General features: G+C 39.5%; 16 protein-coding genes. 6 read left to right on the forward strand and 10 right to left on the reverse strand.

The window, feature by feature from the left end:
* Positions 1–12: 12 nt before the first annotated feature.
* The 4 genes from ACQFX9_RS17890 to ACQFX9_RS17905 all read right to left on the reverse strand — a co-directional run bounded on the left by ACQFX9_RS17890 (position 13) and on the right by ACQFX9_RS17905 (position 10,012).
* Positions 13–549 carry a methanogen output domain 1-containing protein gene (locus ACQFX9_RS17890; protein WP_427157386.1) on the reverse strand — a complete coding sequence of 179 codons (537 nt, stop codon included), beginning with the start codon at positions 547–549 and terminating at the stop codon, positions 13–15.
* Between the two features lie 242 nt (positions 550–791).
* On the reverse strand, positions 792–6,143 hold the full coding sequence (locus tag ACQFX9_RS17895) for a trifunctional serine/threonine-protein kinase/ATP-binding protein/sensor histidine kinase (protein WP_427157388.1): 5,352 nt from the start codon (positions 6,141–6,143) through the stop codon (positions 792–794).
* A 206-nt stretch (positions 6,144–6,349) separates the two neighbouring features.
* Positions 6,350–8,659: an NAD(P)-binding protein gene (locus tag ACQFX9_RS17900; protein WP_427157390.1), complete on the reverse strand. Its 2,310-nt coding sequence runs from the start codon at positions 8,657–8,659 to the stop codon at positions 6,350–6,352.
* 105 nt (positions 8,660–8,764) lie between these two features.
* Positions 8,765–10,012 (reverse strand): hypothetical protein, encoded by a 1,248-nt coding sequence (locus tag ACQFX9_RS17905; RefSeq protein ID WP_427157391.1) that lies wholly within the window; start codon positions 10,010–10,012, stop codon positions 8,765–8,767.
* Positions 10,013–10,387: 375 nt separating this feature from the next.
* Here ACQFX9_RS17905 and ACQFX9_RS17910 point away from each other — a divergent pair, with 375 nt between their 5' ends.
* Entirely contained in the window at positions 10,388–10,882 is a 495-nt protein-coding gene (locus ACQFX9_RS17910) for a DUF1499 domain-containing protein (RefSeq protein WP_427157392.1), read from the forward strand.
* On the opposite strand, the gene ACQFX9_RS17915 is transcribed toward ACQFX9_RS17910, so the two are convergent.
* The gene (locus ACQFX9_RS17915; RefSeq protein ID WP_427157393.1) at positions 10,883–12,052 is read right to left on the reverse strand and encodes a hypothetical protein; all 1,170 of its coding nucleotides are present in this window, start codon (positions 12,050–12,052) and stop codon (positions 10,883–10,885) included.
* A 226-nt stretch (positions 12,053–12,278) separates the two neighbouring features.
* On the opposite strand from ACQFX9_RS17915, the gene ACQFX9_RS17920 reads away from it, so the two are divergent.
* The 3 genes from ACQFX9_RS17920 to leuD all read left to right on the forward strand — a co-directional run bounded on the left by ACQFX9_RS17920 (position 12,279) and on the right by leuD (position 14,655).
* Positions 12,279–12,422 (forward strand): hypothetical protein, encoded by a 144-nt coding sequence (locus tag ACQFX9_RS17920; RefSeq protein WP_427157394.1) that lies wholly within the window; start codon positions 12,279–12,281, stop codon positions 12,420–12,422.
* Positions 12,423–12,448: 26 nt separating this feature from the next.
* Complete coding sequence (gene leuC, locus ACQFX9_RS17925; RefSeq protein WP_427157396.1) at positions 12,449–13,858, forward strand: 3-isopropylmalate dehydratase large subunit; 1,410 nt, start codon at positions 12,449–12,451, stop codon at positions 13,856–13,858.
* A gap of 188 nt (positions 13,859–14,046) precedes the next feature.
* Positions 14,047–14,655 (forward strand): 3-isopropylmalate dehydratase small subunit, encoded by a 609-nt coding sequence (leuD, locus tag ACQFX9_RS17930; protein WP_427157397.1) that lies wholly within the window; start codon positions 14,047–14,049, stop codon positions 14,653–14,655.
* Positions 14,656–15,160: 505 nt separating this feature from the next.
* Here the strand turns inward: leuD and ACQFX9_RS17935 are convergent.
* Positions 15,161–15,379 carry a hypothetical protein gene (locus ACQFX9_RS17935; RefSeq protein WP_427163059.1) on the reverse strand — a complete coding sequence of 73 codons (219 nt, stop codon included), beginning with the start codon at positions 15,377–15,379 and terminating at the stop codon, positions 15,161–15,163.
* Between ACQFX9_RS17935 and ACQFX9_RS17940 the strand changes: the two genes are divergently transcribed.
* Entirely contained in the window at positions 15,282–17,489 is a 2,208-nt protein-coding gene (locus tag ACQFX9_RS17940) for an EAL domain-containing protein (protein WP_427157399.1), read from the forward strand. The two genes, ACQFX9_RS17935 and ACQFX9_RS17940, sit on opposite strands and share 98 nt — an antisense overlap.
* A gap of 104 nt (positions 17,490–17,593) precedes the next feature.
* On the opposite strand, the gene ACQFX9_RS17945 is transcribed toward ACQFX9_RS17940, so the two are convergent.
* From ACQFX9_RS17945 to ppsA, 3 genes are all read right to left on the reverse strand, one after another.
* Complete coding sequence (locus ACQFX9_RS17945) at positions 17,594–19,108, reverse strand: pyruvate kinase (protein ID WP_427157401.1); 1,515 nt, start codon at positions 19,106–19,108, stop codon at positions 17,594–17,596.
* A 39-nt stretch (positions 19,109–19,147) separates the two neighbouring features.
* Complete coding sequence (locus tag ACQFX9_RS17950) at positions 19,148–19,666, reverse strand: universal stress protein (RefSeq protein ID WP_427157403.1); 519 nt, start codon at positions 19,664–19,666, stop codon at positions 19,148–19,150.
* A 106-nt stretch (positions 19,667–19,772) separates the two neighbouring features.
* The gene (gene ppsA, locus ACQFX9_RS17955; RefSeq protein WP_427157405.1) at positions 19,773–22,223 is read right to left on the reverse strand and encodes a phosphoenolpyruvate synthase; all 2,451 of its coding nucleotides are present in this window, start codon (positions 22,221–22,223) and stop codon (positions 19,773–19,775) included.
* Positions 22,224–22,641: 418 nt separating this feature from the next.
* On the opposite strand from ppsA, the gene ACQFX9_RS17960 reads away from it, so the two are divergent.
* Complete coding sequence (locus tag ACQFX9_RS17960; RefSeq protein ID WP_427157407.1) at positions 22,642–22,857, forward strand: hypothetical protein; 216 nt, start codon at positions 22,642–22,644, stop codon at positions 22,855–22,857.
* Between the two features lie 222 nt (positions 22,858–23,079).
* Here ACQFX9_RS17960 and ACQFX9_RS17965 read toward each other — a convergent pair whose 3' ends face one another.
* Complete coding sequence (locus tag ACQFX9_RS17965) at positions 23,080–23,301, reverse strand: DUF4327 family protein (RefSeq protein ID WP_427157408.1); 222 nt, start codon at positions 23,299–23,301, stop codon at positions 23,080–23,082.
* Positions 23,302–23,332 lie beyond the last annotated feature (31 nt).

A 23,332-nucleotide genomic window follows, 5' to 3' on the forward strand; every position in this document is an offset into this window, starting at 1 on the left:
TTGATGCTGTTACTACAATTTGAAATATTCTTGCCCAATAAACTCTTCTGATGCTTCGCTAGGTTTTAAATGTATGACAACTTTGCACTCTTGTCCGCCTCTAGCGATGGTGTCTTCTAACTCGACCCTAGCGTAGCCGAGATTGTCTGCTGCGATCGCGCCAAAGATATTAGATGTCATGACACACATAGCTTCACGCCCTTCTACTTGTTCTGCAAAAGGGCATTTACGATTGCCTAAAACAATCTTTTCATCAGTTTCTTCAATTACGTAAAAGTCCCCTTGAATGCGGCGTTTCCAATCGACAAGGACGGCAGTTACCTGTTCACGAGAAAGATTAGAAAGTTGTAGCGCGTTATGGTATATCTGGTTGACGTGTTGCCCGGTGCGATACCCAACCACATTGAGAAACCCTGCTGCCTCTTCCACACCAACCACATCCTGTAACGTGCCAGCTAACTCTCGAATGACTGTACGCAAAAACTGATCGCGTTCAATTGGTAACTCTAGGGATTCTATTTCCTTGTCGAGCGAAGAGATTTGAGCCATAGTAGTATTGATTCCTAAATATCTACACAAAAAAGTTGTCAATAGGGTTTTGTTCGAGAAAAATCATTGACCAAAGTCAAAATATCTTCCTTAAGTAGCATTGACAGTCAACTAATATTAGTCTTCCCTTACTTGCTGCAAAACTAACATCCACTGAGAATAAGTGACAACTCAGTAGATCAGGTATCAGTCTCTTTCAGCCTCAAACCCGCTTGTTTGCTAGCATACTCATGCTAGATTGGTCATTTTTGCCGACAAGGTATTTGAATAATCAACTCTGTACCTCTTCCTGGTTCAGAAACACACTCTATCGTCCCTTGATGTTTATCGACGATAATTTGATAAGTGATGGATAATCCTAAACCAGTACCTTGTCCCACTGGTTTAGTAGTGAAGAACGGATCAAATATTTTCTGTTTGATACTATCTTCTATACCTACACCATGATCCTTAATACTAATGGCGACAAAATCAGGACTGACTACTTGGGTACGAATAGCGATCGCGCTAGAATTATGCTTAATTTCTTCTGTTGTTCTTTCCTGATTTCGCTTCTCCGTAGCATCAATTGCATTATTCAAGATATTCATAAATGCCTGATTAAGTTGACCTGCATAACATTCAACCTTTGGTAAGTTACCATAATCTTTGATAATTTCAATTGCAGGCTGACCAGGTTTTGGTTGCAGACGACTCTGTAAAATTAATAATGTACTTTCAATTCCCTCATGAATGTTGACTGGTTTCATGTCAGCCTCATCTAAGCGAGAGAAGTTACGCAGCGTCAACACAATTTCTCGGATGCGCTGTGTTCCAATTTTCATAGAAGATAAAATCTTCGGTATGTCTTTTCTAATAAACTCTATATCGACATCTTCTAAAAATTCTGCCACTTCTGGTGCAGTATCAGGATATGTGTCTTGATAAATGCTAATTAAAGTTAGTAAATCTTGGCTGTAACCGTCTATATGACCTAAATTACCATGAATAAAATTCACTGGATTATTAATTTCGTGAGCAATCCCTGCTACCATTTGACCCAAACTGGACATTTTTTCCGTTTGAATGAGTTGGGTTTGAGTAACTTTTAATTCTTGTAGAGTCTGGTTTAATTGGATATTTTTATCTTTTAATTCCCTAGTTCTTACCTGAATCTTTTCTTCTAACTCTGCATAAAAATGGGCATTTTCGATAGATATGGCAGCTTGAGACGAGAGAATTTTTAATATCTGTATTCTATTAGGAGTAAAAGCCCCTAATGTTAAATTATTTTCTAAGTAAAGTAACCCGATTAATTTACCCTGATTTACTATAGAAGTACACATCAGTGACTTAATTCGATTCTTATTAATGTAAGGATCTAGGGCAAAATTACCTTCATTACAAGCATTGCTAAGAACCACATCTTTTTTCGTTCTGGCTACATAATTAATTATAGATAAAGGCAGTAACTGATGATTATCTACTGGTACTGATTGACCAACAGTCAAATTTTGTGTGTCTACACAAGCTTGAGCCTCAATAAATAACTTACCATCTTTCTCTAGAATTAAAATACCAGTTTGCGCCCCGGCATTTTCAATAACAATCGTCATTAACTTCTCTAGAAGATTATCTAATAAAATGACTTCCGATAATGCTTGTGATGCTTTAATAACCGTAATTAAATCTAATTCGCTAGCTTTTGCACTGCCTGTAGAAGCAGTAATATTATTACTGGTAAATCCTACTTGATATTGTGTAGAAACTTTAGCAATCAATTCTGAGTGCTTCAATTCTAAGTCTCTAACTTTAGCAGTTGCACCCCAGTGACGATAACCATAGTGTGCTTTTGTCATATATAGGGAAGCAAATTCATTTCTTCCTAAACTCAGATAAAACTCTGCTGCGCGTTCATAAGCTAAGGCCTCTTCCTGACTATAGCCAGAGTTACTTGCACCCCTAACTGCACAATCATAGTATTCCATCGCCGCAAGAGTTTCGCCTAAAACTCTTGCTCTTTCTGCCGCTACTAGTTCATACTTATGCTGATGATTCACAGGTGCGTGATTTGCCCAAAATGCCAATTGTTGCTGATTTAAGTCTACTTTTTCTATGACAGATTGTAAGTTATATTCACTCTTGATATCTGCTGGTAAATTTGGCTCTAAATAAATAGCAAGTAGTGCTAGGGAATAGTAAAATTTATATTCTACTAAATATACAGTCCCTCCCACAGCGACCTCATATTCCTGAGCTGTTTGAGCATTCTTAATAGAATTTAGGTAGTCTCCAAACAAATAACTCAAAATACTTTTAGAAAGATAAGCATAGAAAATGGCTGTAATATTACCGGACATTTTCAGCATGATCGATTGATTAAAGCTTTCACCTTCTAAGTAGTGCTTATTGCTTACACCCTGCATTAACTCAACTATCATTTCCTTTAAGATTAATAAGCAGAAAGAAAAATGATCTTGTTTTATTTTGTGTGATAATTTAATATAATTTTCTAGTAATTGTTCAACTATTTCTAATTTTTCACCTGCTAGAAAAGGATGCCAGCAAGCCAACATACCGTTGTAACCAACATACTCAATATCGCCTGTTTCTAAACCACTTTCTACACCTTCTCTCAGTGGTTCTATGGTTGTCTGAATATGTTCTTTCCAATGTCTCACAAAAATATTAAACAGAGCGTATACTTTAGCTTTAATTTCTTTGGCATTGAACTTATCTAAAATCTGCAATGATAATTTACCAAATCTGTATCCTGATTCGATATCTTGCAGAGGGCCACATAAAATTAACCCGTAAAAACCATAGGCATAAGCTGCAAAAGATGAATTACCGTACTGCACACATAAATCAACCATTGTAAAAGCAATTAGCGGCAAAAGTGCAGGATCTGCTAAATAAGCAGGTGGCATTGCTGTCATGAGTATCCGCATAGCAGCTAGTTTATCAGGATCAGTCATGACTGGGAGATTTGCTAAGTCCTCAATAGTTAAGTCTGCTGGGGGAGTTTGAGATAAGCACACTCCCAACATCTGGAGAACTTGCAAATCTAAATCTAAGGCTTCCCTCATCTTATTTTGGGCAACATAAAATTTAATTTTCTTCTCATAGACTCTGACTGTATCTAAAAGATTCTTACTGTTGCTAATTACTAAATTAAATAACGGCTCTGCTTGTTCAAAATTGGTGTTTAAATATTCTGATTCAATAGTTTCCACATAAAGACTTAACGTTAATTGATAATGATTTTGCCAAGCATCATCTGCTAGGAATATCAGACCTTGATGAAAAAATTTCACAGCAGATTCATAAGCTGTGGAATCCTTAGCTTTACATCCAGCCATTAGATTGAATTTAGCTAGCTGATATCTTTCTTGAGGCTCTGTGATTAACTCAGCAGCTATATTTAAATGATTAACAATATCAAAAATTTTCTCTTCTAAACTATCCTCCTCTATGTTCTTGAAAAGCATTCGACCAATATTTAAATGAATCGCTTTTTTATCCTCATCAGGAATTAAGGCATAGGCTGCTTGTTGCACGCGATCGTGAAGAAATTTATAATCAATTACAAACGCATCAACATCTTCTAATAGTTGTGGTAATTTATAACTATCACTTAAAGGTACAATTAAACCTGCTTGTAAAGCTTCCCAAAGTTCTGATGCTGATTGAGTCGGTGATTTTTCCTGCACATAAGCCAGCATATTTAAATTAAATCGATTACCAATACAGGCTGCTAATTTTAAAATATACTGTGTACTTTCTTGGAGTTTTTGAATTTTACCAACCATCAATTCAACAACATTATCAGTAATACCTAAAGACTGAATCTGCTGAATTTTCCATTGCCATTGGTTAGCAATAAAATCAAACTTAATTAGATTCTCATGATGGATAAATTTAATTAACTGATTGATAAAGAAAGGATTACCAGCAGTTTTCTTATAAATGAGTTCTGCTAAATCTTTAGCTGCTGCTAGTTCACATTTTAGTGTTTCATGAATTAATACTTGAACATCAGTAATTTTTAAGGGGTGACATTTAATGGTCTGGATATTAACATTGTTTTTCGATATTTCCTGTAAAGTCAACATCAATGAATGATGAGCATTAACTTCATTATCTCGATATGCCCCAATAATTAATAAATATTGAATATCTGGGTCTGTGGCTAATAGTTGAATGAGTTTGAGAGAGGCTAAATCTGACCATTGTAAATCATCTAAAAATAAGACTAATGGATGCTCTTTCTGAGCAAAAACATTGATGAATCTTTGAAAGAGCAAGTTAAAACGATTTTGTGCTTCTGCTGAAGCTAATTGTGTAACTTCTGGTTGTTTACCAATAATCAGTTCTAATTCGGGAATAACATCAATAATCACTTGGGCATTAGTTCCTAATGCTTCTAGAAGTTTTTCTTTCCAATCGGCCAGTTGGGTTTCACTCTCTGCTAGTAATTGCTGGATTAACTCTTGAAATGCTTGAATCAATGAAGCATAGGGAATATTACGCTGAAATTGTTCAAATTTACCACTGATAAAATAACCACGGTTTTTGATAATAGGTTTATGGATTTCATTAACCAATGCTGATTTACCAATACCTGAATAACCAGAAACTAGGACTAATTCCTTAGTACCTTGATTAATGTTGTCAAAAGCAGTCATTAAAATATTTATTTCTGCTTCTCTACCATAAAGTTTTTCAGGAATATGTAATTGACTTGACTGATCATATTGACCAATATCAAAATCAGATATACAACCATCTTGTTGAAATTCATAGAGACACTTTTTCAAATCTGCTTGAATTCCAAAAGCACTTTGATATCTTTCCTCAGCAGTTTTGCTGAGTAATTTCATAATCATTGCAGAAATTACGGCAGGAATTTCGGGAGCTAATTGATTTACAGGTGGCGGCTGTTTAGCAATATGATAATGCACTAATTCCATAGGATCAATGACATTAAAAGGTAGCTGCCCCGTCAGCATTTCATAAAAAGTTACACCTAAAGAATAGAAATCTGTGCGGTAGTCAACTGACCGATTCATTCTTCCTGTTTGCTCTGGAGACATATAAGCCAAAGTCCCCTCTAGCAAATCAAGGTTATTGAGTTGGGGTTTTTCTTGCGATAATAGAGACGAAATAGAGAAGTCTATAATTTTAATTATCTGAGTTTCTTGATTGAGAATAATATTCTGCGGCTTAATATCTTTATGAATAATGTATTGCTGATGCAGTTCACCTAAAGCTTGAGTAATTTGAATACCGATGTTAATAAATTCTAATAGACTGATTTTGCGACTTTGAATTATTTTGTGGAGAGAGATACCATCAAAGTTCTCTAAAATAATAGCAAATCCATTACGATATTTTTCCAGTCCATGAGTGTGAATAACTCCTTGTATGTCTAAGTTTTTGATTAATTCATACTCATGTTTGAGTGCTGCTATATCTTTAAGTTCTGGGTATTCTGTCTTTAAAAGTTTAATAATTACTATCTGACCATCTTGATTTCGTCTTGCCCGGTAAACGGCTGTTTTTGTAGCATCATCAATTAACTCTATAATTTGATAGTTAGGTAATCGTATCATAGTAAATATTTGTTACCCAGAAGTTTTTTCAAGTAATAGTAGAGTAAGAATGTATTTTCAAAATAAAAAATACATTTTCAAAGTCAGCAGATAACCCAACGTTGAAAATGTATTGATTCTAACTCATGGATAAATTTCATCACACCCAATTCATACTGAATTATTGGCAAATAATAAACTTCAGTCAATGACACATTAACTGACATTTAAATCCAGTCATCCCATTCGCCAATAATTTTTTTACTGTATTTAATTTGGAAGCATTGTTGGAGAATGGCGCGTGTGGCTTGCATTGCAGACATGACTGTAGCTTCTACACAACCAGAATTGTAACCGTTGTTAATCCAATCACCAGCTAAATAAAGGTTTTTAAACCCAGATTCATCAGTTTTGAGACGATATTTGGTACTACCAGGAACAGAAAGTACATAGCGTTCTGAGGGATCGATGTTGACTCGCCAATATTGAGCTTGAAAACGTTCTACTCCTTGACGATTTTGAAAATCTATAAGTAAGTCCCAATTTAAACCTTGAGGATTTTTAGGCTGGGTAGCATCAGGCCAAAGATGTCCGATATAATTGTTGAGAAAATTCATTGCTTGTTCCTCAACCTTCTTTTTTACTTGAGCAGGAAAATCATATTCTGTTTGGGGAGGAATTCCAGGATCAGCAATGACACCAGTAAAATAGGCCAAATTATAAGGGTAATATTCTGCCGGCCAATTTTCTCGTTCTAACAACTCACTCATATCTGCATAGACATCGAGTGGTTCAACATAAGCTCCTAATACTGGACTAGATTTTTGCCATCCTAGTTGGGATAAAGTAGATTTAAGCCAAATCTGTCCCCCTTGGGTGGTGACTGTTTTAACTTGAGTTAACATATCACACCATTTTTGATGAACTGGATTCTTCTTAGCGTTGACTAGTTCACTACAAATTGAGGGTAAGGCGGCTAGAGGAATTCCTAACAGCACAATATCAAAATCATTCCCTTGTTTGAGGGTGATTTCTTCTACGTTTTCCCAAGGTGTCCAATATGACTCTAGGTTAATAGCTTTTGCTTGGAGTTTTTCAGCTTCTGCATCAACAATTTGATGATAAAGCGGTTCACTAGGCCAGCAAAGAATATCTTTCACTTTAATTAGTGGTTGATATTCTTGCTCTGGGTTTTTGAGATTGACTTGACGAGATACTGTAATACTGGCGATGCTTTGCTGGGTTTCATCTAAATGCAATTGTTTGACGACATGGAAGAATTGGAATTTCACGCCGCGACGTTTTAAGACTTCGTAGAGTGGAGTAATCACTACATCCGCCATTCCTGATTGCATCTTCCACATGATTGCACCGTTGTAGCGGAACAGGATAGTAGTAAGAATACGGATAGCTGTTCCGGCTGCTAGTTGTGGTTGATTTGTATTTCCTTCAGGAAATCCATACACTAAATCGTATAAAACACGAATAAATGTTGATTTGATGCTTGATTCTCTAGCTCCATGTTTTTTAAGCCAGTCTCCATAGTGATACTCATCTAATTTGTTGAGGGAAGAAAAGTGAAGTATCTCGTCAACAAATAAACCGCGAATGTTGGCTAATGCTAGATCAATGAGTGTTAATCGCCAAGAGATATCAGGATGATAAGCAATTTTTGCATCTATTTGATGTTGGATAATTTGTTGAAAACGGTCTATTAGTTTGAGAATTAGTTTGTGGTGTTCATATCTGTGAGTTTTAGGATTTTTGGGTAGTGATTGAATGAGGTTGTGAGCAATTTTTAAGAAGACTGTTTCAGAGGTCAAGTCTATGTCTTGTAAAAGATTGCCAATGTTTTGTTTGATGCTATCTAGCCATCCTCCCCAATGGTTTGGTTGTTGAATAAATAACTGTATTAACTGACTAGGAACTTGTAAGAAGCTAGAATCTGATAAGAATTCTATAATCTCCTTGCCCAGTAACATTTGTTTAGCCAAGAAGCTTGAAGAACTTTTACTCGACTTGGATTGGTGATAATCATCTATGTGTGCATAAGTCTGAATAACAAATTTAATAATCGTGCAGATATGTTCCCCAAGAGAAGATATTCCTCCACCTTCCCAGGGGACTAAAGAATTAGTGGGAAAATCAAAAGGCAGAGTGACCCATTTGTGGTTGATATATTCTTCCAGAACGATGAGATTGTGGGGTTTGAATGCGTCTTCGATGGTGCTGAAAGGCCCGTTACCGCCAAGTTCGTCGTAACATTGTTTGAGTAGACGAAAGGCATTTTCGTAGAACCCAAAAAAAATGTGCAGTCCGTGTTCTTCGATGCGGTAGTCTGGCTCATAATTAGGTGTGTGGGGTTTGATATTGCGTCCGGTGGCACATTTACCCCCTAAACGCCAACCCGTTTGATAGATAGTAATGTCGTAGAGGTTTTCCCATCCTGGTTGACTGGTTAATTCGTAGGCGGTGGTTAAGGATGCCATTCCACCGCCTAAGATAGCAATCTTTTTTGGTTGAAAGGTTTTGGACATAGTTATTTTTCCTTTGTTGGGGACTGGGGATTGGGGACTGGGGATTGGGGATTGGAATTTTTACTCAGCACTCATTACTCATTACTCATTACTCAGCACTCATCACTATTTCTGTTGTGCTTGCCAGACGGCTTTTCCGTCTTTGAGGGTGAAGTCAAAATGTAGGACAAATCCGAGTTTGACGGGGATATTGATGGATTCGCTACCTGGGGAATAACCTTTGTGTAAACCTAAGTCTTGGACGACTGGTTGACTGGCGAAGTTATTGATTTTGAGTTGGAATTGGTCGCCAAAGTTGTTGAATCCAAAGAGTTTTCCGCCGTAGAAAGTTTGTAACTGCATGGGGGATTCAATGAGAGCTTGATAGCAGGCTTTTTTACTGTTTTCTACGTCGCGGATTTGTTTGAGGGTGACAAGAGGGACGATTTTTTCGATGAGATATTCGAGGAGATTGAAGGGTAATTGTAGACCAGGGAGGACTATTTCGTTATTCTCGAATAGTATATTAGCGATCGCCTTTGCTGCATCTGTAAAGTTATCCCATGTTTTGAGGTTTTGGTGCTGTTCTCCTGTACCGATGCGGCGCACTTCCAAGAGGCGCGCATCTATTGATTGGCTATTAGGACTAAAGTCTTTAAATACTAAGGTGTCTACGGTGAATGAATCTGGTTCTTGATTTAAATCAGGAATCTGAAATACACCCAGTTGTTTAAAGAAGCCATAGACTTCTCTTCCAGACACGAGAATTGGCGAATTATTCACATACAAATAAGGCATGAACCAAGCTAGGCGTTCGGCAATGAACAAGGGGCCGACTTTTTTACCTACCACTGTTAACATCCAAAAGATGGCTTCTTCTTCATGGACAGTTCCTTTTTCATAGTCGGGGGGATAGATGGAACTTAAAGAGTCTATTTTGTTGAATGTCAAGATTAGATAATTCATGGCGGGGCGATATTCGATTTCCCCGTTGTTGGGATCGTTGAGATATTTATCACACACCTCTTGCAGTTTTGCCATTGAACCTTCCACGACAAAGCCATACATTTTTGTACCTTTGATTTCGTAGGGTTGGTTAAAGGCTTGTCCGTCGGCTCGTTCTATATATTTAGGGAAAGATGATTTATTACCACTGTCACAAAAGTAATTTTTCCAAAAACTATTCATATCTTGTTCCATGTTTTTGCCTTTTGTTGCTAAATCTTGGAACAGTTGGACAGGTGTTTGCTGAACTTGAGTCAAATAATTGGTGAATTTGTGTGGTGATTGAATGAGAGTAGTTAATTCACTAATAGCCCCTAAAGCTGCATGGTAACTAGTTTCTATCGTCTGCAAAGGATTGTGAGTGTTCATACTGTGTTTGTTATTAGACACGTGATATTTGCATTACTGAATCATGCGGCTTATGCTTACGAGTACATAAAAATATTAGATACCTGTAAGTTTCTGTACCATTGTGTCAAAGGAGTTGTAATTTGTCCCTAAATAAAGGCAAATTTTTTTTACAAGATATTTTTTTAGCTATCTCTTATGAATTACTGGTAATAAATTTTACGCTTTTATTAATTAAGTGCAGAAATCGCAATCTGTATAAAAATTACTCAATAAACATTGTATTGTTTACTCATAAACGAAAAGTATAGGTTTATTTTGAGTTTTGAATTCGGAGCGCAGCGACGTGACGGACAATAATGGAGTGTTATTTCTAGTTTGAGGAGTAAATTTGCTATGTTTCGTCTTTTGTCAACCGCTTGTACACAGCGAAGATTGTGGAATGTTGCTTGTGTTATCTTCTTTAGCGTGAGCAGTATTCTCCTATTTCCTGTGGCTACTTGGGCTAACTCTTCTGGCTTGGGAGTTCATTTAGGTCATCTGAGTGCTTGTCCGATGACGGATAATTGTGTAGTCAGTCAAGATGGTGATGCTAAACACGCCATTGATCCCATTGCTTATCACGTAGACCGTGATACAGCACGTAAAACCTTACTGAAAGTCCTCACAGTTGTTCCCCGCACAGAGATTTTAGAAGACAAAGAAAATTACATCTATGCAATTTCTAAAAGCCGCATCTTCAAATTTGTCGATGATGTGGAATTTTATTTCCCTCCCAATGAGTCAGTCATCCATATGCGTTCTGCTTCACGGGTAGGAGAATCGGATTTGGGTGTCAACCGCAGACGTTTAGAACAAATTCGTTTGGCGTTGCGTGATTTAAACGTTTAATCAAGAAGGAAACTTGACATTTCGAGGTTCAAGGTCACAGTAACCTTTACGTTCTCCAGGTTGGTCTTTGCGCCACAGCAAAGCACTAAGATGTTGACGCGGAACATCTGCGTTAACGTCTAATCCTATGCGGGATGTTTGATAACGGTGGTTTTGCTCTGCACCATTTGTTTGTGAGTCTTTGAGAGTTTGAGCAATTTGCTGTTCTATAAATGAAATGTCGGATTCATCTGCATCAAAGCAATTCTGCGCTAAGGTCAGGAGTGTAGGTTGAAAAGTCTGCAACCAATTTGCTGTTGTTTTCAAATTTTCTGGTGTAGTTTCATAGCTTAAACGCAAAGCTGCAACATGATTGGGGATACCACCTTCAGTAAAGGCGAACTGTTCCCCGTTTGGTAAAGGTCTACGCAATGGTTGTTCGGGTGCGGGAAGATTGCGTCCCAACATTAGTTTAAAGGTGTGAATGGGGAGATTTGGCTGATCCTCCTGTGAGTTTGTCATTTTCAATTCATATTCACGAGCTATACCCCATAACTGTGGCTTTGCGTCTGTGTCTATATCCGATTGACGAATAAATTGCCAAGCATTGAGTGATATTCCTGATGGATGATGAGATAACTGCTCAAATTCCTGCACTACTGAATGAGGGTAGTAAAGTTTGCTTTCTTGATGGTGTAGACGGAGTTGCACCAAGTTAATGAAAGATTCGCTGGTAGGAGCAGTAGGGTAGGGTTTAGCAGCAAACTTGACCACCCCAATAGCTGTAACATTTTTTTGATTGTAATCCTCTGCCTCATCAGGCGATCGCAAAGATTGTTTATTCCACGATGGAAAAACACTCACTAGAGTTCCGTCCTCAAGCACAATTTGTGACTTTATATACATCCCTTGAAAATCAGGAATTCCCGTAAATCTGGGGTCTGGTTTCCAAGCTTTTGAGGTGTAACGTCCAATGAGTTTGACTTTTTGACCATTGAAACGAATTAAATCAGCACGCTTTTTGACAATTTCCAACTTTTTTGCAGGAGATTTTGAATTACTCAACTGTGGTACTTGGCTTTGGGTAAGTTCAACTTCTGCAAATATACTGAAAATGGTAGAGATAGTTAGTCCCGAAATAATGGCAATAAAACGTAATAACATCGCGATTTTTTGCCAAAATCCTAACATAGCTCTATGTAAAAAAGTAATAAAACTCCCTATCTATCTCCCCACATACCTCCGCGACGCTTGGTGTGGAAATTCCCTTCAACTGCAAGAGCCTACACACTCTTTTTTTGATACTATAAAAACTCTAGCTTGAAAGTGCTGAGTGCTGAGTGGTGAGTGCTGAGTGGTGAGTGCTGAGTGATGAGTGGTGAGTGCTGAGTGCTGAGTAGTGAGTGCTGAGTAGTGAGTGCTGAGTAAAAATTTCAAATTTCAAATTCCAGTCCCCAGTCCCCAGTCCCCAGTCCCCAGTCCCCAATCCCAGTCCCCAATCCCCAATCCCCAGTCCCCAATCCCTCTTTCACGCTTGATGGTGAGATTTTCTCGTGATTAACTGACTTGTAACATAACCATTGACCTATGAGCAAAGGAACACTGTTTGATAAAGTTTGGGACTTACACACCGTCGGTAAACTTCCTTCGGGTCTGACACAATTATTTATTGGACTACACCTAATTCATGAAGTTACCAGTCCCCAAGCCTTTGCGATGTTACGGGAAAGAGGTCTAAAGGTTTTATTGCCCAACCGGACTGTCGCTACAGTAGATCATATTGTACCTACAGATAATCAAGCCCGTCCTTTTGGCGATCGCATGGCGGAAGACATGATCCAGGCGTTGGAAAACAACTGTCAGGAAAATGGGATTACTTTTTATAATATTGGCTCTGGTAATCAAGGCATAGTCCACGTTATCGCCCCAGAATTGGGACTCACCCAGCCAGGAATGACCATCGCCTGTGGAGATAGTCACACCTCTAGTCATGGTGCGTTTGGTGCGATCGCTTTTGGTATCGGTACAAGTCAAGTCCGCGACGTTCTCGCCTCCCAAACTCTAGCATTATCTAAACTCAAAGTCCGCCGCATAGAAGTAAACGGTACACTTAACCCTGGTGTCTACGCCAAAGACGTAATTTTACACATCATTCGCACCTTGGGCGTGAAAGGTGGCGTAGGTTATGCCTATGAATACGCCGGTACTACCTTTGAGCAGATGAGTATGGAAGAGAGAATGACAGTCTGCAACATGGCCATTGAAGGTGGTGCAAGATGCGGTTATGTCAATCCTGATCAAGTCACCTATGATTATCTCAAAGGTAGAGACTTTGCCCCCCAAGGTGCAGACTGGGATCAAGCCGTGGCTTGGTGGGAATCGATTAAAAGTGATGCGGATGCTGAATATGATGACGTTGTTGTCTTCAACGCCGCAGATATTCCCCCGACAGTAACTTGGGGAATTACCCCCGGACAAGGTATTGGCGTAGATCAATTTATCCCCAAACCCGAAGAATTAGCTGAAGAAGACCGTTTTGTTGCGGAAGAAGCCTACCGCTACATGGATTTATATCCCGGTCAACCAATTAAGGGAACTAAAATTGATGTCTGCTTTATTGGTAGCTGTACCAATGGTAGGATTAGCGACTTGAGAGAAGCCGCCAAAATTGCCAGAGGTCGCCGTGTAGCTGAGGGAATTAAAGCTTTTGTCGTTCCAGGTTCAGAAAGAGTTAAACAAGCCGCCGAAGCCGAAGGATTAGACAAAATCTTCCTAGAAGCTGGTTTTGAATGGCGTGAACCTGGTTGTTCGATGTGTTTAGCCATGAACCCCGACAAGTTAGAAGGGAGACAAATCAGTGCTTCTTCCTCCAACCGCAACTTTAAAGGCCGTCAAGGTTCAGCCTCTGGGCGTACATTGTTAATGAGTCCTGCAATGGTAGCAACGGCGGCGATTAAAGGCGAAGTCGCTGATGTCAGAGAACTTTTAGGGGTTTAGGGGAAAGAATTTTAGATTTTGGATTTTGGATTTTAGATTGAAATCCAATTCCCAATCCCCAGTCGCAGAAAAAGTAAAAAGTAAAAAGGCAAAATAATCTTTTCCTTTCTTTTTACTTTTACCTTTTGCTTTTATCCCCAATCCCCATCCTCAAATTTTGAATTTTGAATTTTGAATTTTGAATTGATATGGTAAGCGAAGTTAAACAAGTTTCTGGTCGTGGTATACCTTTAGTCGGTGATGATATCGACACAGACCGCATCATTCCCGCGCGGTTTTTGAAGGCGATTACCTTTGATGGTTTGGGTGAAGCCGCTTTTATTGACGATCGCACTGCTTTAAATGGTCAACATCCTTTTGATCAACCCCAATATCAAGGCGCGAATATATTAATTGTTAACCGTAATTTTGGCTGCGGTTCATCACGGGAACACGCACCCCAGGCTCTATCTAAATGGGGAATTCAAGCCTTAATTGGCGAAAGTTTTGCGGAGATTTTCTTTGGTAATTGTGTGGCGATCGGTGTACCTTGTTTGATAGCTGATGCAGCCACTGTAAAACAATTGCAAGAATTAGTTACTGTTAATCCTCAAGCTGCTGTAACAGTAGATTTGGAAAATTTACAGGTGCAAGTAGGGGACTTTATCGCCCCGATTACCATGAGTGAAGGGACAAGAACCACCTTCGTTTCCGGTGCTTGGGATGCTTGCGGTCAGTTAGTCGCCAATACTGAACAAATTCGGGCTGCTGCTGCTAAGTTACCTTACGTGGGTTGGGGTAAATTAGCTGCAAGTTAACACACCTTTTGCATCTGTAGCGGAATGATCATTTCTGATAGGGTGGGTATTGTTTGACAGTAGGTCAAATTTTGACTTTTACTTGGTCGGCAATGCCCACCCTAAACTAATTGAAAACAGTGCTGTAAGTTAAGCAGAATATTAGCTTGGGTGATATTTCTTGATTTGTAGACTGCACAACCAAAATCGAACTACTTGGTATAAATTCCTAGAAATTGAGTGATTCGAGCAACTGACTGATAGGAAAATCATACGGCAGTGTGAGGATGATTGTCTTTCTTGGTTGGTATTGCTATGATGGAAGAATATTAGTCTATACCTCAAGACAGTTGACAAAAGGCAATCTCATTCAAGTTAAATCTTTATAAAGAAAATTAACATAACTCAATTTTTTGCTTGAAAGCGATCGCAAAACATAGCTCATCCAGTCACAGGTAGACTTACTGAAAACTTATGTGGTGTAGTGCGTAAGTTTTGCCACACTAATTCACATTAAACATACATTTTATAGACAATTGACATAACAAATAAATACTAAATCTTTACCTATCTTGAGAAAAATTTTTTGTTCCATAACCAAACTATTGGGAACACTAAAATAAGTCAGACTAATCACATTAATATCTATGAGCCAGAAATGTCCTATCTCCAAAACTTGTGCCTGTCGCAATGTTAAACATTGCCAGACTGCGGAAGCAGGTAGGCTTTTCCTTTGGTTTCCCATGCCGCATACTTTGACAAAAGTTACTGCATATTTAAATAAGTTCGCTCTCAAGTATGACTCTATGAGTGAGCGGCCTGGTTTAAGTTTAGATTGTCAGCCTGGACAAGCTCAAGAAATTGCTCGTAATCTAGCTCAATTTCTCGCACCTAGAGAGTTAAAAGAAACGCAAGTCCTATTTATTCGGGGTACAGTTCAACCACAACTGCATGATTTTAGTGATATCGCCTCATTACAACGCTTTATTAAATTTAGCCAGTCAGATTGGCTAGTAGAAATGCTTTCTCAGCAGAGAGTTGTGAGTCACTTCCAACCAATCGTTTCTATCCAAGATACATCTAAGATTTATGGTTATGAATCTCTGTTACGGGGGTTAGATCAAGCAGGTAACTTAGTCATGCCAACTCCCATGTTCGAGTTAGCACATGAATCGGGATTGTTGCCTCAAATTGATCACCTTGGTCGTCTCAACGCTATTCATCAATTTAGCAATTATCAAGTAGAAGGACACCTGTTTATTAATTTCGCGCCAACCGCACTTTATGATCCAATTTTTTGTTTACGCTCTACAGTAGAGGCGATTGATGAAGCTGGTATTGACCATGAGCGAATTGTCTTTGAAGTTGTAGAATCAGATAATCCTCAAGATTTAGATCATCTCAAATCCATCCTCAAATACTATCGTGATGCAGGATTTTCTGTGGCTTTAGATGATTTGGGTTCTGGTTATTCTGGTTTAAACTTGCTGCATCAATTACGCCCTGACTTTATCAAATTAGATATGGGCTTGATTCGGGAAGTGCATCAAGACCTATACAAAGCTTCAATCACAGAGAAATTGCTAGAAATTGCTCAACAATTAAAGATTCAGACTGTAGCTGAGGGCATTGAGTGTATTGAAGAATTAACTTGGCTCAAAGAAAGAGGTGCAACCTTTGCTCAAGGTTATTTAATCGCTCAACCTCACGCTACGCCCATCCTCAACACACCGCAATTTCAGGAAATTTACTTAAATGCAAAACCCGCATCATCAGAACCAATTGAGCAATCTGTGCAACATCAAAGTGAGTCGGAACGCATTGTTGCATCTGTCACACAACGTATTCGCCAATCATTAGAACTCAATGATATTTTACAAGCCACTGCCGATGAGGTGCGGCAGCTGTTTGCGGTAGACAGGGTAGTTATCTATCAGTTTGTTGAGGACTGGAGTGGGTTTGTGGCTGTGGAATCTTTAGCCCCAGGATGTAACTCGCTTTTAGGATTTCATGTCATGGATACCTGTTTTCAATCAACGCGTGCGGCTTACTACCAACAGGGAAATACACGCGCAGTGGAAAACATTGTTACAGCAGGACTATCACCTTGTCATGTAGAATTACTCCAGAGTATGCAAATTCAAGCCAACTTAGTTGTACCTATCTTGCAAAAAGAACGTTTGTGGGGATTATTAATTGCTCATCAATGTACTCACACTAGAGAGTGGCAACAATCGGAAATTAACCTATTTAATCAACTAGCAACTCAAGCAGCGATCGCCATTTATCAATCGGAACTTTACCACAAATTACAACAAGCCAACCAAGAATTACAACGTCTAGCGGCTTCCGATGGGCTAACGCAAGTAGCAAATCGTCGTTGCTTCGATGATACACTCAACGCCGCATGGCAAAAATTAGCAAAAGAACAAGCTTCATTATCTTTAATTTTGTGTGATGTTGACTGTTTTAAGCTGTATAACGATACCTATGGACATCTAGCCGGTGATGATGTTCTTAGACAAGTTGCCATAGCCATCTCACAAGCCGTCAGTCCGGCTGATTTGGTGGCTAGATACGGCGGAGAAGAATTTGCTGTGATCCTACCAAATACAACAGCCCAAAGTGCGATCGCTATTGCCCAAAAGATTCAAGCTAATGTTAGTTCCTTGCAATTGCGACATTCACAATCCCACGTTCATCAATTCATCACCCTCAGTCTGGGAGTAGCAACCATCATTCCTCAACCAGATTCATCTCCAGCCATCTTAATTGCTACCGCCGACCGAGGACTCTATAGTGCAAAGGCAAAAGGCAGAAATTGTGTAGTGCAAATTAACTGTGAAGGATGTTAAGGATGGGAATGGGGAATGGGGACTGGGGATTGGGGACTGGGAAAATCTACCTTTTCTACCTTGTCTACCTTGCCTCCTCCGCCCTGTTCCCTGTTCCCTACAAATTACCAAGAATGTAAAGCGCGCAACTGTGGAGTTTTCTTGAGTTGATGGGTTTGCATTCTGGTTAATACGTCGTCTAAAATTCCCACTGCTTCAACGATATATGCACCTTTATTGAGCATCACACATTCTGCTCGTTCTGCCATTGCCGCATCGGTCATTTCTGCCCGTGATGGCATACCATTTTTCACAAGGTTTTCTAACACTTGGGTAGCCCAAATCACTGGGACATGGGCAGCTTCACACAACCAAAGAATTTCTTCTTGAATTTCTGCAAGGCGTTGGTAGCCGATTTCTACAGCTAAGTCTCCTCTGGCAATCATAATACCGAAGGGTTGTTTGCCGGCTGCCTGTACGATTAATTCTGGTAGGTTAGTAACCGCTAGGGGTGTTTCTATCTTGGCAACGATCGCCGGAATTTGCTCTGGATTGGGTATTCTGTCTGCTAGTTCTTGTTGTAAAACCTCGATATCTGCTGGTTTTTGAACAAAAGAATAGCCGATAATATCAATATTATCGGCGTGAGCAGCAATAAAATCTAAATCTTGTCTATCTTTATCAGTTAATGGACTAAGATTTAAATCTGTGTAAGGAAAGTTAATCCCTTTATCGGGGTGGAGTTTTTCGCCTTTGGGGCGAGTGTGGGTAATTCGCAACCATACACCCTCCGGTGCGATCGCTTCCACCACCGCACCTATATGACCATCATCAATCCAGACTTCAGCACCAATTTCCAAGCTATCTAAGACTTCTGGTAAGGTGCAGTTGGCTTGAAAGCAAGTTGAACTGATGGTAGTGGGTAAATCGCGGGTTAATAATAAAGATTCACCGCGATATATGCGTTGTTTAGCTTCGGGTGCAACTGCACATCCAATGCGGATTTTAGGGCCACTTAAATCCATCATGACTTGGCAAGAACGACCCATTTCTGCTTGTGCTAGGCGCACATGAGTAATCATGGCTAACCATTCTTTCGGAATATCATGGGCGCAGTTAATCCGCACACAATTTGTGCCTTGATGGATGAGATCCCGCACTAACTCATAACTGCCGGCGGCTTCTGTAGGCAACGTCACCATGATTCTGACTCGGCGATGGTTGAGGGTTTTGCCGAATAACTCTTCGGTATTGTGTTTCAACAAGCGATCGCCTTCAAAAAACGCTTCTATGGGGGGATGACTATAAGATGTTTCATGACAAACTGCTGCTAAAGTAGCAATCACGGCATCTAAATTAGGCATCACCCTCGCTTCTATTCTTCCCAAAGAAGACAAACCCCAAGGCATTAAGGCCGCTTGTAAGGGTCTTAAATCATGTCGCCGCAACGCTAAATAGTAAGAAAGGTTGATACTACTATCAATAAAAGCTGGTCGATGAATCTGCGATCGCCATTTTTGAAAAATTTCTTGCCCCTCTTGATAGACTGATTCCCGCAGTTGACGTAAAGTAGCTAGCAAAGTTTGTGGATTAGATAACTCTGCTGCTAAATATGGCTGCGATAAATGACTAGATGACATACAGTGATACCTATTTATAAGAGTTGATGGCATTGGTAACTATGTACAAATGCCGGACAGATGATTTGTATTCACAGGAATTTTTCCTTGGACTGTTAACACAGAACAGGAAGCATGATGTAATACATAATTGCTGACACTACCCAAAAAGAATTCACTCAATCCACTCAATCCCCGACGACCTAAAACAATTAAATCAGCCTGAGAATTTCTGGCAACTTCACAAATAATGCGGCTTGGTTCGCCTAATTCCTGAGTGAAATCAGAGGTTATACCTTTAGCGATCACTTGATTATTTAGTAGTGTTAAAAAATCTATTCCTTGTTGTTGTAAATGTTTCCATTGCCCCACATAATATTCCACACCATGAGTTTGAGAAGTACCGTAGGTGCTTTGTGTTTCCATTACTGAAGCATTGAGATAATCATCATCAAAAGGCGAGATAACGTGTAACAACAATAATTCAGCATTGTTAGTGATAGCTAAGGTCAAGGCGTGTTCAAAAACCTGTTCACCCATTTCATTATTATTCAGTGCGACTAAGATTTTTTTGAACATAGTTGAAAGTCCTTGGTCAATAGTCAACAGTCAACACTCAGCACTCAGCACTCATTACTCATTACTCATTACTCATTACTCATTACTCATTACTCCCCCTGCCCCCTTACCCTTCCTCTGCGGCAGCAATTTCTAACATTGTCTTGAGGACAGAATCAGGGTTGAGACTAATAGAATCAATGCCTAATTCTACTAAGAACCTGGCAAATTCTGGGTAATCGCTGGGTGCTTGACCGCAGATACCGATTTTGCGTCCGTATTCTTTGACAGTGGCGATCGCTTTGGCTATCATTCGCTTCACTGCTTCGTCACGTTCATCAAATAAATGGGCGACTAATTCGGAATCTCTATCTAGCCCTAATGTCAATTGTGTGAGGTCATTAGAACCGATAGAAAAACCATCAAAAACTTGAGCAAATTCGTCGGCTAACTGCACATTACTGGGTAACTCACACATAACATAGACTTGCAAGCCGTTTTCTCCCCGCACTAAGCCATGTTTTTCCATTTCCGCTAACACCCTGCGTCCTTCGTTGGGGGTACGACAGAAGGGAATCATTAAAATGACGTTGGTTAAACCCATTTCATCCCGTACCCGCTTCATGGCTTGACATTCGAGGGCAAAACCTTCGCGGTAACGAGGATCATAATAACGAGAAGCACCACGCCAGCCAATCATCGGGTTTTCTTCTATGGGTTCAAATTGTCTACCACCCAACAAATTGGCGTATTCATTACTCTTGAAGTCAGAGAGACGCACAATTACAGGCTTGGGATAGAAAGCGGCGGCGATGGTAGCAATCCCTTGAGCGAGTTGATCAACGAAAAATTGGGTTTTATCTTCGTACTGGGACGTTAACTCCGCGATTTTATATTTCGCGAGTTCATCTTCTAACTCATCAAAATGAATCAAGGCTAGGGGATGGGCTTTGATGTGGTTGTTAATGATAAATTCCATCCGCGCTAATCCCACACCATCGTTAGGAATGTTAGTTAAACCAAAGGCTTCTTCGGGATTACCCAAATTCATCATAATTTGGGTATGGGTGCGGGGTAATTTTTCTAGAGGAATTTCTTGAATTTCGTAAGGTAACAACCCAGGATAGACTTTACCTGTTTCACCTTCAGCACAGCTAACAGTGATTTCTTGCCCAGTTTTAATTACAGTAGTGGCGTTTCCACAACCCACGATCGCCGGAATCCCTAATTCTCTAGCAATGATCGCAGCGTGACAAGTTCTACCACCGGAGTTAGTGACAATTGCACTAGCGCGTTTCATAATGGGTTCCCAATCTGGGTCAGTGCGGTTTGTTACCAACACTTCCCCAGCTTGGAACTGACCAATTTGATGGACATCGAGAATCACTCTGGCTTTACCTTGTCCAATCATTTCCCCGACACTACGACCAATTACCACGGGTTTTGGTTGTTCTTCTGGTTTCCCTTGCAGGCGATAATTACGCAGTACGTTCTTGGTTTTCTGAGACTGCACTGTTTCAGGACGGGCTTGCACAATGAATAATTCCTCAGTCAAGCCGTCTTTAGCCCATTCAATATCCATTGGTGTATAGACACCACGTACTTGGGAATAGTGTTCCTCAATAATGCAAGCCCAGTTAGCTAGTTGTAATATTTCTTCGTCATTTAGGGCGAAAATATTGCGCTCTGAAGGTGCAACAGAGACATTTTTGGTTAATTTTGAACCGCCTAGATCATAGATCATTTTAATTTCTTTTGTACCCAGGCGTTTTTGAATAATAGAACGGTATCCCTGTTGTAGAGTTGGTTTAAAAACTAAATATTCGTCGGGGTTCACCGCACCTTGGACGACGTTTTCACCTAGTCCATAGGCGGCGGTAATTAAAGCTGCATCTTTAAAACCTGTTTCTGTATCGATGGAGAACATTACACCAGAAGCAGCCAAGTCAGAACGCACCATTTTTTGGACACCAACCGACAAGGCAATATTAAAGTGGTCAAAACCTTTAATTTGACGGTAGGAAATAGCACGGTCAGTAAAGATAGAAGCAAAGCACTTATGACACGATTCCAGAACAGCTTGCAAGCCGTGGACATTTAAATAGGTTTCTTGCTGACCGGCAAAGCTAGCATCCGGTAAATCTTCAGCCGTCGCACTAGAACGGACAGCCACATCAGTATCTGCACCATACTCTTGGCAGAGATTATTGTAAGCTGCTGCGATCGCATCCTGTAAATCTTGCGGAAATGGGGTTTGCAGCATCAACAATCTTGCTTGTTTCCCGCATTGGCGTAGATTATTAACATCCTCAACATCTAAATCTGCAAAAATCTCTCTGAGTTTAGCTTCTAACCCAGCCGCAGAAATGAAATATCTATAAGCATAAGCAGTTGTAGCAAATCCAGTGGGAACTTTTACACCTTTGCGTCTAAGTTGCTGAATCATTTCCCCCAAAGAGGCGTTTTTTCCCCCCACCAGAGGGATATCTGCAATACCCACTTGATTGAAAGGTAATACTAAAGCTTGTTCTCTAGGAGATGAATCAGCCGTAGGAGGATTTAGCAGTATATTTACCATGTTTGATATTCCTAACACCCTACACAGATACTTAAGAGAAAGGAGTATTTACATCAATAACTCTTAAGTCTTACACCTATGTTTATAGGGAGATAATTTGAGGATCTTGTGAGGATATTGGTTAATAGTCAATAGTCAATAGTCATTAGTCATTAGTCATTAGTCATTAGGTAAACACTCTACCTTGTCTACCTTGTCTACCTTGTCTCCCCAATCCCCAATCCCCAATCACAATGATTGAACACTTCAAATTTAATGTACAAAAGTTACAAAGTGTTAATGATTATATTTTTCCTCACACAAACCTCAGATTTGCTCATTATCTTCTAGATAGAAATACTTATTTTATGAAAGGCTCTATTCCTTCACTTTACGTTCATTATCAATCAATAACAATTTAATAAAAGGATTTACAGTTATGATTAGCTGTCCTTGTTGCTCGGATTTACTATTACCACATATCCGTGGTTCTGAAGTTCATTGGTTTTGTCGCCACTGCTGGCAAGATATGCCAGTATTTCAGAAGGAAAATACAGGTTCTTTTGTTGAGTTGATTGTTAGTAAACTATCTTCTACTTTTGAGACGAAAGAAGCTGTTGCAACTGATAATCAGTCATTAGTCATTAGTCATTAGTCAAAAGTCAACAGTCAAAAGTCAACAGCCAATATTAATTAGTTAGAAGATTCTACCTTGTCTACCTTGTCTCTTTTTCCCAATCCCTAATCCCTAATCCCCAATCCCCAATCCCTATAACTTAGCCCTCAAAGGAATTTGAGGGCTTTAATTTATTGTTAATTTTGAGATTTGAATTTATCAAAAATGTTAACTCATGGGAATAAAAGTTTAATTGTCGCTTTAGTCTTCTTCCCATTTTTCATGACTTAACAAGTCAATAATTCTATCTCTGAGCAAAAATTCATTTTTTTCTAACTCTAGCTCAAAGAATGGCCAATCACGTTCTGTAATATATTTACTTAGCGTATAAATTGGCTGTTGACGGTTAACAAGTCCTTTAGAGACGAGGTGTCGTGCTTCATCCTTGATAACCTCAATATCGTATTTGACAGCAATATCCATAGCTTGTTCCTTCGCTATTGATCAAGGAGTT

Origin of the sequence: Aliinostoc sp. HNIBRCY26 (genome assembly GCF_050235535.1) — a bacterium.
Classification (GTDB): Bacteria; Cyanobacteriota; Cyanobacteriia; order Cyanobacteriales; family Nostocaceae; genus Trichormus.